The organism is Planctellipticum variicoloris (genome assembly GCF_030622045.1).
Taxonomy (GTDB): Bacteria; Planctomycetota; Planctomycetia; order Planctomycetales; family Planctomycetaceae; genus Planctellipticum; species Planctellipticum variicoloris.
The window spans coordinates 3,123,824-3,140,757 of the sequence record NZ_CP130886.1; the positions used below are offsets into that span (position 1 = coordinate 3,123,824).

Consider the following 16,934-nt stretch of genomic DNA (forward strand, 5'->3'; position numbering starts at 1 on the left):
AGTCACAATCGTCCCTCCGAGTTGCCGGTCAGACCGACAGGTCAGCCACGTCTGCGCAGCCGGCAAAATCCGCGTATACGTTAGCCGTCCTACGATCCGGATTTCTGCTGTGATTTCCGCGGTCGACGAAGGGACTGCGCAGGCTGACCGGCAGCCGCAACGCAGCCCGAACAATCCTTGCATCGGATTCGCCGCGGGTCCCGCTGAAACATCGTCGGCCGGATGGAAAAGCCGATTTGTTCCGTCGCGCATCTGGCAGGTTTCTGATTGCGGGGGAGGTATTCCTCAACTTGCCGCGTCACAGTCATCGCTGACGGGGGCAGACAGGGGTCGGAGCGGGCCGGGCGGGGGATCTCCATCGCCGGCCACGCTTGTGAGGCGCGCCACCGGCCCCCACTCCCGACGTCTTCGTTGGGAGTGGAATATTCGGGTGAAGACCGTCTTTACTCGGCGGTCGACGCTTCGACACGCTCGAAGATCCTCACCCTGGCCCTTTCCCACCGAAGACGGCGGGAGAGGGGACAAGCAAAAGACACCGTACCTTGGAATCGACGCCAAGTAACATGCGACCAGAAACGAACAGGCCCGCGACTGAACACGTCGCGGGCCTGGGGAGAGTTGTCGAGAGCGGGAGGTGGATCAGGCGCCATAGCCGGCGAAGATTTTGTCCATCCGCTGGGAGACTTCTTCCAGGCGTTTGCGGTCGCCGCCGCGGACTTCCGCCGTGGCCCAGCCGCTGAAGCCGATGGATTTGAGGGCGGTCATGACGGCGGGCCAGTCGCAGCCGTCTTCGCCATCGCCGATTTCGGCCGAGAAGCCTTTGCCGACGCCCTGTTCGTTGGCGATTTTCCGGCTGTACTCCTTGATGTCGAGCTTGCCGATGCGCTTGCCGAGGGTCAGGATCCAGTGCTCGGGCCAGCCGTAGCGGATGACGTTTCCGACGTCGAAGTAGGAGCCGACGAGGGGGCTTTCGAATTCGTCGATGTACTTCGCCGTTTCCAGCGGGCTGAGGAGGAAGTTGTTCCAGACGTTTTCGAAGAGGATCCTGACACCCAGTTCGCCGGCGAGGGGCAGGGCTTTGCGGATTTCTTCCTGCGATCGCTGGTAGGCGTCGGCGTAGGAGGTCTGCTTGTTGACGACGGCCGGGACGAGGAGCACGGTGGTTCCGCCGTAGGCTTTGCAGTCGCGGAGCGAGGTTTTCAGACCTTCGAGCCCGGCGGCGCGGACTTCGGGACTCGGATCGGAGAGCGGCTTGCCCCAGTGGACGTAGTCGACGACGCCGTGCACGATCAGGCCGGATTCGTCCTGAGCCTTTTTGACGTCGTCATGATTGGCGGGGCGATCCATGTCGAGCCCCTCGAAGCCAATGTCCTTGAGCATTTTGAATTTGTCGGTCATTGAGGCGTCGCCGCCCACCATGCCGAATTTGACCGCTTTGCGCAGCCGCAGCTTTTCGTCTGCGGCCGCGACGGGACGGCTCCCCGTCGCCAGCGCGGCGGCCGCGACGGCCGTCGACTGGAGAAATGTTCGACGATCGATGCCCTGCATAGACTCCACTCCCACAAACGAGCCGGACAAATCGGGTCTCACATGGCGTCGAGGTGCGGATCTGCGGGCCAAAACTTTTTCGGATTCGGGGCGCTGGCAAACTCGCACGCGGACGCATCGATCGGCTATTATGCGACTGGTTCGCTGCCGTGAACAGGCAGCGGTTTCGACTTTGTCGTTCGGAGACTCGACTCAATGTCCGATCCCACGCCCTCCCGCCGTGATTTTCTGAAGACCTCCGCCGTTGCGGCCGTGGCTGGCTCGGTGGTGGTTCCCTCCGGCATCGCCGCCGGGGCCTTTGCCTCGGGGAATGAGATCCTCAAGGTGGGTCTCGTCGGCTGCGGCGGACGGGGCACCGGGGCCGCGCGCGAAGCGCTCGGCGCCGATCCGCAAGCTCGCCTGATCGCGATGGGGGATGCGTTTGCGGAGCAGATCGACGGGAGCATCAAGGGACTCCACCAGATTCCCGGCATCGGCAATCGCGTCGCCGTAGCTGACGATCACAAGTTTGTGGGCCTGGACGCCTACAAAAAAGTCGTCGACATGTGCGATGTGGTGCTGCTTGCCACGCCTCCCGGGTTTCGCCCGACGCACTTCCGCTACGCCGTCGAAGCGGGCAAGCACATCTTCACTGAAAAGCCGATGGCGACCGACGCCCCCGGCACGCGTTCGATCGCAGAGTCGCTGAAGATCGCCAAGGAGAAGAAGCTGGGCGTGCTTGCCGGTTTCTGCTGGCGCTACGACTATGCCAAGCGAGAACTGTTCCAGCGGATTCACGACGGCCAGATCGGCGAAGTGCTTTCGGCGCACGGCACGTATCTGACCGGACCGGTGAAGCCGATGCCGCAGGCTGACAAGCGTCCAGCCGGGATGTCGAATCTCGAGTGGATGGTCCGCAACTGGTACAACTTCACTTGGCTGTCGGGAGACGGACTGGTCGAGCAGGCGATTCATACCGTGGACTGGCTGGCGTGGGTCTTCAAAGACGTTCCGCCGGAGTCGGTTGTGGCGGTGGGCGGTCGGCAGATTCCCGCGTACGGCGGGAACATTTACGACCATATCGAGGTCAATTACGAATGGGCCGGCGGCGCCCGCGGCTATGTCGCCCAGCGGCAGATTCCGAACTGCTTCAACGAGAACGGTCTGTACGTGCTCGGTTCGAAGGGGATCGGCCGGATCGGGCCCCGCGGCGTGACGATCGAGGGGGCGAATCCCTGGAAGTACGAAGGCCCGAAGAACAACATGTACCAGACGGAACATGACGAGTTCTTCAAGTCGATCCGCCAGGGGAAGCCGCTGAACGACGGCGACCGGATGGTCAGCAGCACGCTGATGGGGATCATGGGTCGCCAGGCGGGGTATACCGGTCAGAAGGTGACGTGGGAGATGATCGCGAACTCGAAGGAGTCGATCGTCCCGGAGATCACGGACTGGAATACGCCGGTGGAGATTCCGACGTATGCGATGCCGGGGATTACGCAGTTTGTGTGAGTCCTGTCACGGAAGAAAGAGAAGAAGAAGTTTTACCGCGGAGACGCGGAGAAGACTGAAGAGAGAGAGAGAGAGAGAGAGAGAGAGAGAACCACGAATTTCACTAATGGACTCGAATGAAGAGAGAAGACTTCAACCACGGGAGGCACTGAGGTCACGGAGAGTAGAGTTGGGGAGATCAGGGAGAGAAGGGCTCGTTGGTTGAGAGCTTGATTCCTGTCCCTGCCTGCGTGAGATTCGTTCGATGAGAGGTTGATTTTGTGGGGCTTGCCCGGTGAGACTGGGCAGGCCCCATTTTTCTTTGGCGATTGACTCCCTGGGACGTGACACGATGCGTGCACTCTGGCTGACGATGATTCTGCTGGCGTCCGGCCCGGGCAGCGCACCTGCGGCTGAGCCTGTGCTGGAGAAAACGGACCTGTGGGAAGCGGGGGTCGGGGGGTATGAGCTGTATCGGATTCCGTGTCTGATTGCGACGAGCCGGGGATCGCTGATTGCCTGCTGCGAGGCGCGCAAGTCGGCGAAGGGGGACTGGGGGCAGATCGACGTGGTCGCCCGCCGGAGCACCGACGGAGGCAAGACGTGGTCGCCGTCGGGGAAGATTGTGGAGTTGAAAGGGACGTTCGAGCGAAACCCGGCGGCCGTGGCGCAGGGGCTGGGGAAGCCGGGCGAGGTGACGATCAACAATCCGGTGCTGATCGCCGACCGGCAGCCGGGGCTGGTGCATCTGCTGTACTGCATTGAATACGGCCGCTGCTTCTACTCGCGCAGCGAAGATGACGGGGAGACTTTCAGTACGGGGGTTGAAGTCACTGCCGCGTTCGACGCATTCCGGCCCGAGTACGACTGGAAAGTGCTCGCCACCGGACCTGGGCATTCGATTCAGCTCCGGTCAGGGCGGCTGGTTGTTCCGGTGTGGCTGTCGCTGGGGACCGGGGGGCACGCCCATCGTCCGAGCGTGACGTCGACCATTTTCAGCGACGACGCGGGGAAGACCTGGCGGCGTGGCGAGATTGCAGTTCCGAACACGAGCGAGTTCATCAATCCCAACGAGACGACTGCCGTCGAACTGGCCGATGGACGGGTGATGCTCAATGTCCGTACGGAATCGAAGGTGCATCGACGGGCGATTGTGACCAGCTCCGACGGCGCGACCGGGTGGTCGGCGCCGCGCTTCGACGATGCGCTGGTCGAGCCGATCTGCATGGGGAGTCTGGTTCGCTGGTCATGGCCGGAGGAGGGGAGAGGGGGGAGGATTCTGTTTTCGAATCCGGACAACCTCAAGCGGCGTGACGGGAAGGAGAAAGCCGGGTCGGGGCGGGATCGAGTGAATCTGACGGTGCGGCTGAGCCGGGATGAGGGGCGAACCTGGATCGGCAGCCAGTCGCTGGAACCGGGATTCAGCGGTTACAGCGATCTGGCGGTCGGCCCGGACGGTTCGGCGTGGTGCCTGTACGAGCGCGGGAGCACCGATGGAAAGAACATTTATCAGACCAGGTTTCTGACGGTCGCCCGGTTCAATGAGGACTGGCTCACCGCGCGCTGATGTGCGAGACTGACGGCTTCCATTCACGCCTTCAGCGGTTCCTGCAACCGGTGGAGGAATTCCCTGACCAAGGAGGACTCCATGCACCGTCTGACAGCCCTTGCGACGTTTGCCGGCTTGTTGATGACGCAAGCGGCGTTCGCGATCGACCACACGAAGGACTCGCTGGAAACCGTCCGCAAGAATGTGGACCAGAAGAAGGCGGTGATTGTCGACGTCCGGGACGAGAGCGAGTGGAACGACGGTCACCTCGACGGGGCCACGCTGCTGCCGTACAGCCAGATCCGCAAGAATGTGGACACCGAAGCGGTGAAACGGAAGCTGCCAAAAGGCAAGATCATTTACACGCATTGTAAGGCCGGGGTCCGTTCTCTGGGTTCGGCGATCATTCTCGAGAAACTTGGCTACGACGTCCGCCCGCTCGAACCGGGCTATGACAAGTTGATCGAGGCCGGTTTTCCGAAGGCCAAGTAGTCTGCGCGATCGACGGGAGCCGAGTCTCCGTTCCTTCAGGAAGCCGAACTGATGAATTCGCCCGCCGTCCGGGGACCTGTCACCATTCTTGCACTGGCCGCGGGCCTGTTGCTTCCGCTGACTGCGGCGGGCGAAGTGGTTCGGTTTGAGATTCTCGAACGCGCGCCGCTGGCCGGTGGCAAGGCGTATGGCGCGACGGGGGCTTACGAGCGGATTACGGGGAGGGTCTACTACGCGGTCGATCCGGCTCTGCCGCAGAATCGGCAGGTGATTGACCTTCCGCTGGCGCCGCGAAACGGCGCGGGAAAGGTCGAGTTCTCCGCCGACTTCTGCATCCTTGCACCTGCGGATTCGGCCCGCGGGAATGGCTGTGCTCTGTACGACGTCAACAACCGCGGCAACAAGCTGGCGCTGGGGATGTTCAATTACGGTGGCGGGAATGCGCTCGACGCGGAGAAGGATCTCGGCGACGGTTTTCTGTTCCGGCATGGCTTCACCGTAGTGTGGAGCGGGTGGGATGGCGAGCTGCTGCCGGCGGAGCATCGGCTGCGACTGGCGGCTCCGGCGGCGGTCTCACCCGCAGGACCGATCACCGGACTCGTGCGGTGCGAGGTGTGCCCGACGTCGCCCGTGACGCGGATGGCAGTCAACTGGGCGAACCACGGGTCTTACCGTCCGACGGCCGGGGGGATCGCGAAAGCCACGCTGACCGTGCGGGAGCGGCCGGACGATTCGCGGCATGTGGTCTCGCGCGACCAGTGGGAATTGCACGTTACGGAACTGCCGGACCAGCCCGTCGGGCAGTTGCCGAAGGTTGAACTGGAGGTTCCGGCGGGGATGAAGCCGGGGTTTCTCTATGAGGTGATTTACGAGGCGCAGGATCCGGTGGTGATGGGGGCCGGTTTTCTCGGCGTGCGCGATCTGATTTCGGCATTAAAGCATGGGACAGGCGCCGACCACCCGCTGCTGCGCGATGGAAAGCCGGTGATCCGGGATGCGATCGGGTTCGGGGTGTCGCAGTCGGGTCGCTTTCTACGGGAGTACCTGTACTCCGGATTCAATGAGGACGAACGGGGGCGGAAGGTCTTCGAGGGGTTAATCCCGCATGTGGCGGGGGGCGGGCTGGGGTCGTTCAATCACCGGTTTGCGCAACCGACGCGGCACGGCAGCCAGCACGACCATGCGGACTATCCGGTCGACCGGTTTCCGTTTGCCTACGAAGTGCAGCGGGACCCGTTCAGCGGCGCTGAGGACGGCCTCCTCCGCCGGGCCGAGGCGTCCGGGACGGCGCCGCTGATCATGCACACGCAATCGGCGGCGGAGTACTGGACTCGGGCCGGCTCACTGCCGCATACGACGGCGGATGGGAAGGCAGACGCCCACCCGCCGGCGAACGTCCGGTTCTACACCTTCGGGGGGACGCAGCACGGACCGTCGAAGTGGCCGCCCGAGGCGGGGTCAGGGAAGAATCTGGCGAATCCGGGGGACTACAAGCCGTTCCTGCGATCGCTGCTGCTGACGATGTTGACGTGGATGCGGGAGGGGATCGAGCCGCCGCCGAGCCGGATTCCGTCGATCGCGGACGGGACGCTGGCGGGGTGGTCGACGAAGGAGACGAAATTTCCGGCGTTGTCGGGCGTGATCTATCCGCTCGTGATCCGTCAGCCGCCGTGGCTCGATCTGGGACCGCGGTGGTCCGATGAGCGGATCATCGACCATCAGCCGCCGCGGATTATCGGTCACTATTCCGTGCTGGTTCCCAAGTGCGGTCCGGACGGGAACGAGCTGGGTTGCCTGCTTCCGGTGGAAGTCGCCGCGCCGGTGGCAACGTATACCGGGTGGAACGTCCGGTCGCGGAGCGCCGGGGCGGAGGACCAGCTTGTGAGCCTGACGGGCTCGTACATTCCGTTTTCGCTTAACCGGGTTGAGCGTCAGGCGACGGGGGATCTGCGGGTATCTCTCGAAGAGCGCTACGGCACGCTGGAGCGATATATGCAGCAGTTCGATCAGGCGATCGAGACTTTGCAGGAGGCGGGATTTCTGCTGGCGGAAGATGCTAAGCGGCTGCCGGGTCTGCATCGGGAACGAGTTGCGCCGCTGTTCGAGAAGCTGCCGCGACCGTGATGGGTCGGAACCGGCAACACTCCCATTCGTTCCGGCAGACAGAGATTCTGTTCCCAGCGCCGGACAATTTCAGTCGCGTTGTGCGATTCCTTTTGATCGAGTGCTTGCGATGACCATGAAGCTTTCCACGGTGTTGCTGCTCGTGCTGTGCCTTGGCTCCGGTCTGCCGGCTCAGGAGGCCGCACCAGCGAAGGCGGCCGATCCGCCGAAGCCTTGTGAGGGGACGCTGAAGCTCGACGGCAAGACGTACAAACTTGAGCACGTGCTGATCTACGAGACGAAGGCCTTCGACGAAGAGGCGATCGCGGTGCTGCTCAGTGAGAAGGCGATCCCGATCGACAAATTGAAGAAGTCGCTGACGGAGGGGAATGGGAGCGACGATTCGCTGTTCCTGTTCCAGCCGCATGTCAAGGTAACGTTTACGCCTGGCGGAAAATCGCAGTTTTGCAATGCGTGGGCCGATAATTTTTCGCTGAGCGTCAGCGGCACAAAATTGACCGGAGAATTCGAGATCAAGGAGGGTCGGATCACGGGAAAGACGGCACTCGCCAATGACGACGACGGCGGCTCCAAGGGAACCTTTGCGGCGACGTTCAGCGCGCCGCTATTGGTTTTTCCCCGCAAAGCGCCGCCAACGAAGCCCGCGGAACCGAAGCCGCCGGGGAAGCCCGACGAGAAGCCGAAGGCCGCCGCCGGGGAAGCGATTAATGTTCACGATCTGCCGCTGCCGAAAGACGCGACCCAGGTCGAGTACAAGAAGATCGTGCAACAACTGACGTGCAGGAGTGCGACGGATCATAAGGGGGTGGCGAAGTTCCTGACCGAGCAGCTTGCGGCGCAAGGCTGGAGGGCGGCCGGCAGCGACCTGGTCGGTCCCGTGTCGGCGATCCTGCGACGGGAGCGCGGGGAGGCCGAATTGACGCTGTTCGTGAAGCCGGACGGGACTGGCAGCAAGGTGACCGTGATGACGAAAGGGCTCTCCTGGGAGCCGAAGAAGCCCGCTCCGAAAGAGGAGTAGCGAACGCCGAGGCGGGGGGCTTCCGCGCTGTTGAAGCATTGCTTTCGTGCGGCGCGGCCGTGTCGGCGGCGATGTTTTCCGCGGGAATTGGAGCGCTCGCACGGCTGACACAGCCGTGGCGGCCATGATTTCCACCGACTGTTAAAGCAGCGGCGCCGGTCGGCCGAGCAGATAACCTTGAGCGTAGGTGAATCCGAGTTCGCTGCAGACGCCGAGTTCGTCCGGGGTTTCGACCCCTTCGGCCAGGGTGGCGATCCCGAGGCTGTGGGCGACGTTCAAGAGGCTGGCGACGAGTTGCTGGCGCTGATTGGAGAGGTGGATTTTGCGAATCAGGCTGATGTCGAACTTCAGGTAGTCGGGAGCGACTTCCGAGAGTTCGAGGAGTCGGGCCTGTCCGGCTCCAAAGTCGTCGTAGGCCAGTTCGATTTCCAGATCGCGCAGGCAGGCTCTCAACTCCATTGTCTGGCGCACGTTGGTCACGGCCCGTTCGTGGAGTTCCAGGACCAGACGCTTGTGAGGCGCCATTTCGCGCAGCTTGATCAGGGAGGCCAGCAGACCGTGATGCAGCTCTTCCCGAGGGTGGGTGTTCAGAAAGATTGCGCAGGAATCCGGCAGCGTCCTGGAGACTTCCACGCCAATTTCCCGGCAGAGCACGCTGAAAGCGGCTTCAACCTCCAGTCGCTCCGCCGCTTCGAACATGTCCTTGGGCACGGTGAGTCCGGGCCAGTCACTTCGAGCGAGAATTTCGTAGCCGAACAGGGCACTGGCGGACAAGGAGGCCAGGCGCACGACCGGCTGGAAGAAAGGAATGACCTGCCGAGCCTCCATGAGCTTCTGGAAATCGGACAGGGTGCATCTCAGGTCGACGATGCCGAAGTCGACGGTTCGATCCATCGCCAGCCCGCTGAGGGGCTCGCGCAACTGATCGCGACCGACGCGGAACTCCAGGGTCGAAAGCTGGACCACATCGCCTTCATCCAGCAGCATATCGGACGTCAGCCGTTTGCCGTTCACATAGGTGCCGTTGAGACTTTGCAGGTCCCGGACGCACAGCACGTCGTCGGTGGCCACGAACTCCGCATGGCGTTTGGAGATGGAGGGGAGACAGAGCTGCAACGGCACATCGGTCCCGCGACCGACCTGAAAGCGACCGGCCGGGATCGGAATCTTGTGGATCGTGGAATCCGGCGACGTCGCCCCGGCCAAATACCAGGGCGTCGGTGCAGACACTGTCGGCGGCTCAGGCGCATCAATGTGAGAAGTCAGCATCGGCACATCCGGGGCAATCACGGCCGTGAGTTTCCAGAGCCCCCTCCGATGCGACTCCACAACATTCAACGTGCCATACGGAGAGACTTTCGGCAACCCGGAACTTGGCCAACCACGGTAAACACGTACCAATTGATCTGATACCACAAGCTGTGGGGGCTGAATCGATTTTTCCAGAAGTTGCCGCAAGATCTTTTCCTGAAGTCACTTGCAGCGGCCTCTAGCCTGTCGACCCGCCGCCGGGATAGACTACGAATCCCCGTACAAACACTGAGGGTTTCTGGAAATGTTGCAGATTGTGGACCAGTCACCCACGTTTCGCGGCAGACTCAGCCGACGAGTCTGGCTGCAGTTGGGGCTCGCCGGCGGTGCAGGTCTGCTGAATCCGCGGCGATCGGTGCGGGCCGAGGCGCAAGCGGCCGGCTTCGGCCGGGCGAAGACGGTCCTGTTCGTCGTGACGGGGGGCGGGCAGAGCCAGCTCGAAACCTGGGATCCGAAACCGGAGGCCCCGAGTCAGGTCCGGGGGGAGTTCGGGTCCATTGAAACGGCCATTCCCGGCGTCCGGATCGGCGAGCACTTGCCGAAGATGGCGAAGCTGCTCGACCGGTGCGCCCTGATCCGGACGATGTCGCACGAAGACCTCGATCACGGATCGGCGGTCTATCTGACGCTGACGGGGTTCTACCATCGTCGTCGGTCGGGGAATCCGCCTCCTGCTCCCATCGATCGTCCAACGCTCGGAGCGTTGTTTGAGAATACGCGCCACCGGACAGATTTCGTCCGATCTGCGGTCCATTTGAACGGACCGATTCTGGTGCCGACCGAACCGTCGCCCGGACAGAACGCGGGGTTCCTTGGCCCGATCGCCGAGCCATTGCAGATTGGAGATGTCACGGCGGCGCCCGTTGCGGTTCCGGGGCTGGAGTCCTTCGCCGACCTGCCTGAGATTCGCCTGACTTCGCGCCAGACGCTGCTGTCGGGACTTGACCGATTTCTACGCGAGGCCGAGACCCGCCAGCTTGCCGATCAGTCGGGGGCCTATCGGCAGGCGTTCGATCTTCTGCATCGACCGGCGTGCCGGCGAGCGTTCGAACTCGAGTCGGAGCCAGACAACGTACGCGACCAGTACGGCCGGCATCGGACGGGCCAGGCGTGCCTGCTGGCGCGACGGCTCGTCGAGGCCGGCGCACCGTGGATCACGCTGTTCTGGAATCACTCGGTGCGGGGGCAGGACGATTCACCCAACGAAACGGATCTCTATGGGTGGGACACGCACAACGATATTTTCTATGCATTGAAAAATCATCTGCTGCCGCGGTTCGACCAGAGTTTTTCGACGCTGCTGTCGGACCTGGCCGATCGCGGCCTGCTGGACACGACCCTCGTCGTCTGCGCCGGTGAATTCGGCCGGGCGCCGCTGGTGGCTCTGGAACCGAATTTTGCGGGCTCGTCGCCGGGCCGGAAGCACTGGGCAAGCTGCTATTCGGTGCTGGCCGCGGGGGCTGGAGTTCACCCCGGGCTGGTGGTCGGTCGATCCGACCGGCGGGGCGCGTATCCGGAAAGTCGGGGCTTCGGCCCGTGGGATCTGGCTGCGACGATGTTCTCGGCGGCGGGGATCGCGCCGGAGTCGACGCTGCACGACGGCCTGCAGCGTCCGTTCCCGCTGTGCGAAGGGGCTCCCATCACCGAGTTGTACACGGGTTGAGGCTGGGGCTTGGGCGGCGAATCTGCCGGTCGCCGCGCGAGTTGCGCGAATTCAGGTAAGACGTGTCACCGGCCTGACGCTGCGACCAGTCCTCCCGGCACAATTGCTTCATCCGGGATTTTGCGCCTGTCCGATACTCGAAACCGGAGCTGGTCCAAAGTCCGGGAAACCGGATGTCGGGTCCGGAAAAGGTTGCGAATCCGGAAAACTTGTCCCAGACTGTCGCTTTGGAATTCCGGGGGGATGTCCGTCCCGTCGGCGTGTCTGTCGCCTGATGGCGTCGTTACTGCAGGATGAAGGGTGATTCCATGCCTCGTACGTCCGTGTCCCGGTGGTTGCTGGCTCTGTTGATCTGCGGGTTCCCCGCCTCCGCCATCGCACAGGTCGTTCCCGGCACTGGCACCAAGCTCGACGTCGGCGACGATTTCGAAGCCGATGACTGGGAGTATTATCCGCAGCTTCCGAAAGCCAGCAGCAACATCGATCGTCAGGATCGTCAGCCGGCGGGCTATTCCAAGAACAACCGCTGGTACGAGAGCACGTATCGCGGGACGCCTGACTTCGTCAAACGAGTGGCCACGCCGTCGGGGGGGATTCCGGGGAGCAAGGGGGCGCTGGCGCTGCAGACGCTGAACTCGGGGGTTCCGAGCCGATTCTCGAATACGTTTCAGCAGGACGATTTCATGACGAACGTGACGACGGTGGGGTCGCTGCTGGTGCAGCGGACTCCGAGTATCGTCGTCCGGGTCTATCTGCCCCCGTTTGAAGAGTGGGAGAAGCGGACTGGAAGTTCGTTCGGGTTCCGGGCGGATTGCCAGACGACGATCAACAAGCCGACGACTCGGGGGCGGTTCTTCCGGACCGCGGGCAACGCGAAAGAGGTCGAGAGCTACTGGCCGGGGATGTTTATTCAGTTCAACAGCAAAGCCGATCGCCCTGGAACGGACGATTCGGCGATGATTCTGATCCGCAGCGGATCTCGGGGCGAAGACGTCTCGGGACCGATGATCACGAAGCCGGGCTGGTGGACGCTGGGGATGACGTTCACGCCGGACGGGCAGGTACACTATTACGCCAGCGAAGGGGTCGACAACCTGACGCCTCAGGATCGGCTGCTGTCCGCAGCGCCGTACGGGTATCGGGCGGAGCAGGTGAATACGTTCTTCTACAACATCGTGAATCAGGACGATGGGAGGACCTGGTCAACGCGCTGGGTGATCGACGACCCTTCGATCTATGTTCTGCGGTAGAGTTCTGTCACAGACTGGATGCGGGCGGCGACGGATCTGCGAACCAGGAAGAGGAAATCGTTAGATTCGGCAGGCTCTCAGGCGATTGAGAGAGGCGAATTTGCGAAGACTTGTCGAGACACAAGGACTCATCCCCAGCCACCCATTCGCCTCATACCCATGAATCTGGGGATTTCGAGATTCTGGGACAGTTTGCCTGGACTCAACGCACAGGCTTAATTTTCTGAAATCTTTTAGAGAGGCCCGGCACCAAATGGCGCCGGGCCTCTCTATTTTTTGCATGCTGCTGCGGCGCAAATGGACGGGTTGAAGGAGTGCCTGAATCGGGATTTCCGGTCGGACGGTCGGGTCGCACATTCTCGAAGGGGCGATGGTTGAACATCGCGATTTCAGCGGTTTTTTCGGGTTCTTCAACCTACGGCAAAACCAGTCACTAATTCCAAGGACCGATTGGCCGACAGGCGATTGAAGCCGATCTCCCGACCCCTGAAGATCGCGATGAGAATTTGCCGGGTGCGGGATTTTTTTGAGAACTGTCCGCCGCCGGATCGCGGTTAGTCTCCAGGAACTTGGCGACGGCGGTCTGGAACGCTCACCAGAATTCCCCTATACTGCCTGCGTCAATTGTTTTTAATGGATACACCCATGACGACAACAAACCAGCTTCGCCTGCTCCCGCTCGACGCTCTCGAACGCGCCTCCGAGTGCCTGCGGACACTGGCACATCCGCACCGGCTGCGGATTGTGCAGATGCTGCTGCAGGGTCGATTTTCGGTTGGCGAGCTCGCGGAGTCGTGCGAGATTCCGAGTCATATGGCCTCCGAGCACCTGCGGTTGATGCAGCGGTCGGGCTTTCTCGCCAGCGAGAAAGAGGGTCGATTCACGTATTACAGCATCGCCGAGTCGCATCTGGGCGACATTATGAATTGCGTCGAGGCGCGATTTGGGAATGTTCCCGCCGCCGAGTAATGTCGCGAGATCGAGTTTTCGATCTCGATCGCTGGTCGGGACGAGAATCCAGGGAGGGGAGTTGCGAATCGCCGGGCAGATTCCCGAGCACTTCGCACTCTCGAAATCCTCGATCGCCACACGTGACAGAGCGTCACTCGGGCCTCTGATGTGAAGGCGCCTCCGACCTGGCTGGCGCAGGCTCCTCTCCGCTGAGTGTCGGACAGGGGCATTGTCGGCCGGGATCGAAATCGACCTTCTGCTGACTGCTGAATTGTCTACAATCCCTCCCGGTCCGCATTCGCTCGACCGACTGCTCCAGGGAGGGGACTATGCACCGGTTGTCTGCCGCCATTCTTGTGCTCTGCTTTGGAGCGTTCTGCCTGCCTGCGGTCCGCGCGACAGACAGGGAAGCCGACCCGCTGCAGGACGATGCCGGTCTGCATGATGTGCAGTGTGTCGGACGACAGCGGATCTGGGCGGTCGGGGACCGGGGAGTGATCTGGCACTCGGCGGATTCCGGGGCAAGCTGGAGTCTGCAACCGAGCGGAACGCGGGGACGCCTCCGTTCGGCCTGCTTCCTGACCAACACGCTTGGCTGGGTCGCGGGCGAGGAGTACCTGCCGGGTGGATTCAGCCGGGGCATCCTGCTGGCCACACGCGATGGGGGCGGAACCTGGCAATCTCTGGATGAGCAGCAGCTTCCGCCGCTGCGTTCCATTCGCTTTTTTGATCTGGAGCTCGGTCTGGCTGTCGGGGCCGCGACGCCGACCAATCCGACGGGCGTTTACCGGACGCTGGACGGCGGAAAATCCTGGACCGCTCTGCCGGGCCCGCGGAGCACCGGCTGGCAGAGCAGCGTATTCCTGTCTCCGGAGATGGGGCTTCTGGGAGGGCGTTCGGGGGAGCTGATGCTGTTTGCGGGGGATCAGCTCCTGCCGACACGACTCCCGGCGCTGGGTCGGAAGGCGGTCCGAGCGGTGCATCTGCAGGACGATGAAACGGCCTGGCTGGTTGGCGACGGAGGCCTGGTGCTGACCTCTGGTTCTGGCGGAGTGGTGTGGGAAGACGCACCGACGCCGCTGCCGACCGAGCTGCAACAAGTGCAGGATTTCCGGACGGTCTCCGCCGTCGGGCGGTACGTCTGGCTGGCGGGGGCACCGGGGAGCGTCGTCTGGCACAGTCCCGACGGGGGGCAGACCTGGCAGCCCCAGGCGACCGGCAACAGCACTCCGATCAACTCCTTGAAATTCAGTTCGCCGACGCAGGGGGTTGCAGTCGGGGAGTTCGGTCTGATTCTCGTCACCAATAATGGCGGGCACTCCTGGCAGACTTTGCGCGGGGGGGGGCGTTCCGCGGCGTTTGCCACGTTTCAGGCGAGGCCGGCGAAGCTCAGTCCCGGGCTGTATGCGAAATACTCGGCCGAGCAGGGCTATCGCGGCGTGACCTGGATGGCGACCGAATCCTCCGCGGGGCTGAAACAGTCGAGCCCGGACATGGAAGATCGGCTGGCGGGCGCGGTTGTCGAGTCGGGGGGCTCTTCCTCTGCCATTGCATGGCAGTTTCCCGTACTGATTCCCGGTTCGGATCGCGATTCGGAGCTGCTGGTGCGCGAGTGGCAGACGCGGACGGAGGGTCGACTCAGCGAGACGCTGATGACGAGTCTCGTCCGCGAGCTGCGGATGTGGAGGCCGCGGGTGGTGATTCTGGATCAGCCGGGCAGTGACGACGCGGTGGTCTCGCTGCTGCAGGATGCCGTGCGGCAGGCGATCCGGGATGCTGCGAATCCCGATCGGTATCTCACGCTGCAGGAACTGACGAAGCTCGCCCCGTGGCAGGTCGAGCGCGTGTACGTTCGAGTCGCCGACGGCAGTTCGGGAAACGCCACTATTGATCCGTACGAGTTTCTGTTTCATTCCGGGGCGACGGTCGACCAGGCGTCGGCCTCCGCGCGACAGAGGCTGGGGTTGCCGACGGTCCGGACGCAGGCTCATGAGGCTTATCGACTGCTGAGCGATGCGGCGAATCCCGACCAGGCTGGCCAGGATCTGTTCGCCGGACTCGACATTGCTCCTGGAACGGCTGGCCGCCGGTCGGGCCATCGACTGCACGTGCGCGACGAGGCCGAACTGGCGCGCCGGCAGGATGCGGCCAAGCGCCAGCGGCAGTTCGCGGGGATTGCCGAGAAGACGTTTGACGATCCTCAAGCGGCGGCCCAGATTCTCGCCCAGCTCCAGGATCTGGTCGGCAGCCTGCCGCCTGAACAAGGGGCCGCCACGCTGGCGATTGCGTGGGACGAACATCGTCGGCACGCCCGCTACGACCTGGCTGAATCCGTTGCGATGGAGATGCTGCGGCGGTATCCGCAGGAACCGGTGACGCGCGAGGCGATGACGTGGATGATCTCGCTCTGGACGAGTTCCGAACTGGCCTGGCAGCGGGGCCGGCGGAAGCACGGTCCGGAAAACACCGTCATCGACACGGCGGGAACGCTCTCCAGCCGGATTCAGCAGGTATCCGGGATCGCCAGCACGGCCGATCGCGGCCCCATGAACGATGCGGACTTTCGCAATCCCCGGCAGCCACTTAAGACGACCGGCGATGCGACGATCGAACGGCGGCACAAGCAGGCGGCGGAGCTGGCCAAGCTGCTCGAACTGCAGGCGCCGATCATCTTCGAACAGCCCGAGATCCAGTTTCCGCTGGCGGCGCTCTACCGGGCGACGGGCGCCGGGGGGAAATCCGATCAGGTCTATCGCAACTTCGGTCGCGCCACGCCGGACGATCCGTGGAGGCAGGTTGCGACGCGAGAGCTGTGGCTGGTCCAGCCACAGACAGTGTCGCCGCCGCAACTGGCGCGTGTGACGGCCGCGGCCCAGCCGCCTTATCTGGATGGATTACTGTCCGACCCCTGCTGGCAGTCGGCCCGTGAGATCCGATTGACGGATGCGCGGACGCCGAGTCCGACCGCTCGGGAACTGCTCCCCGGCGAGCTGCCGGAAGGGGAACAGCGTTCGACCGGCGCTGATCACGGGTTTGTGCTGCTGGCCTATAACGCTCAATACCTGTTTCTGGCCGCCAGTCTGCCGCAGTCGGCGGATCTCGCGCATATCGCACCGGCGCTGAAGGACCGTCGCTACGATGCGGACCTGAGCCGATGCGATCGGCTCAGTCTGTGTTTGGATCTCGACCGGGATTATGCCACTGCTTACGAGCTGCAGATCGATCAACGCGGCTGGACGGGGGACCGCTGCTGGGAGGACGCCACCTGGAATCCGCGCTGGTTCGTGGCGGTCGACGCGGACAAGGAGCGCTGGCGGATTGAGGCGGCGATCCCCTGGGACGAGCTGACCCCGACGCCGCCGGGCCGCAACACCGCCTGGGGGGCGGCGATCATCCGGACGATACCGGGGTCGCGGCTCGAGAGCTGGGTGACGCCTTCGGAGGAGATTCCGACGGCGGCTTCGTTCGGGATATTGCGGTTCGAATGAGAGGAGAAGGAGGGCGATACGGCGTCCATTGAATCGCCCCTGGCGGGGCTGAAGAGCGGTGTGGCGCTCT

Annotated in this window: 11 protein-coding genes; 9 read left to right on the forward strand and 2 right to left on the reverse strand. The window is 63.1% G+C overall.

Annotated elements, in window-relative coordinates:
• Window positions 1–639: 639 nt before the first annotated feature.
• Complete coding sequence (locus SH412_RS12075) at window positions 640–1,548, reverse strand: sugar phosphate isomerase/epimerase family protein (RefSeq protein ID WP_336523769.1); 909 nt, start codon at window positions 1,546–1,548, stop codon at window positions 640–642.
• Between the two features lie 195 nt (window positions 1,549–1,743).
• On the opposite strand from SH412_RS12075, the gene SH412_RS12080 reads away from it, so the two are divergent.
• The 5 genes from SH412_RS12080 to SH412_RS12100 all read left to right on the forward strand — a co-directional run bounded on the left by SH412_RS12080 (window position 1,744) and on the right by SH412_RS12100 (window position 8,201).
• Complete coding sequence (locus SH412_RS12080) at window positions 1,744–3,039, forward strand: Gfo/Idh/MocA family protein (protein ID WP_336523770.1); 1,296 nt, start codon at window positions 1,744–1,746, stop codon at window positions 3,037–3,039.
• A gap of 331 nt (window positions 3,040–3,370) precedes the next feature.
• The gene (locus tag SH412_RS12085) at window positions 3,371–4,585 is read left to right on the forward strand and encodes a sialidase family protein (RefSeq protein ID WP_336523771.1); all 1,215 of its coding nucleotides are present in this window, start codon (window positions 3,371–3,373) and stop codon (window positions 4,583–4,585) included.
• A gap of 81 nt (window positions 4,586–4,666) precedes the next feature.
• The gene (locus tag SH412_RS12090) at window positions 4,667–5,059 is read left to right on the forward strand and encodes a rhodanese-like domain-containing protein (protein ID WP_336523772.1); all 393 of its coding nucleotides are present in this window, start codon (window positions 4,667–4,669) and stop codon (window positions 5,057–5,059) included.
• Window positions 5,060–5,110: 51 nt separating this feature from the next.
• Window positions 5,111–7,183 (forward strand): alpha/beta hydrolase domain-containing protein, encoded by a 2,073-nt coding sequence (locus SH412_RS12095; RefSeq protein WP_336523773.1) that lies wholly within the window; start codon window positions 5,111–5,113, stop codon window positions 7,181–7,183.
• Between the two features lie 109 nt (window positions 7,184–7,292).
• A complete protein-coding gene (locus tag SH412_RS12100) occupies window positions 7,293–8,201 on the forward strand; it encodes a hypothetical protein (protein WP_336523774.1) in 909 nt (302 codons plus the stop codon).
• Between the two features lie 141 nt (window positions 8,202–8,342).
• Here the strand turns inward: SH412_RS12100 and SH412_RS12105 are convergent, their stop codons facing one another.
• Window positions 8,343–9,470: an EAL domain-containing protein gene (locus SH412_RS12105; protein ID WP_336523775.1), complete on the reverse strand. Its 1,128-nt coding sequence runs from the start codon at window positions 9,468–9,470 to the stop codon at window positions 8,343–8,345.
• Window positions 9,471–9,756: 286 nt separating this feature from the next.
• Between SH412_RS12105 and SH412_RS12110 the strand changes: the two genes are divergently transcribed.
• The 4 genes from SH412_RS12110 (at window position 9,757) to SH412_RS12125 (ending at window position 16,864) form a co-directional block, all read left to right on the forward strand.
• Complete coding sequence (locus SH412_RS12110) at window positions 9,757–11,175, forward strand: DUF1501 domain-containing protein (RefSeq protein ID WP_336523776.1); 1,419 nt, start codon at window positions 9,757–9,759, stop codon at window positions 11,173–11,175.
• A 308-nt stretch (window positions 11,176–11,483) separates the two neighbouring features.
• Entirely contained in the window at window positions 11,484–12,425 is a 942-nt protein-coding gene (locus tag SH412_RS12115; RefSeq protein ID WP_336523777.1) for a hypothetical protein, read from the forward strand.
• Window positions 12,426–13,070: 645 nt separating this feature from the next.
• Complete coding sequence (locus SH412_RS12120; protein WP_336523778.1) at window positions 13,071–13,394, forward strand: ArsR/SmtB family transcription factor; 324 nt, start codon at window positions 13,071–13,073, stop codon at window positions 13,392–13,394.
• 311 nt (window positions 13,395–13,705) lie between these two features.
• Window positions 13,706–16,864, forward strand: coding sequence for a YCF48-related protein (locus SH412_RS12125; protein ID WP_336523779.1), 3,159 nt, complete (start codon window positions 13,706–13,708; stop codon window positions 16,862–16,864).
• Window positions 16,865–16,934 lie beyond the last annotated feature (70 nt).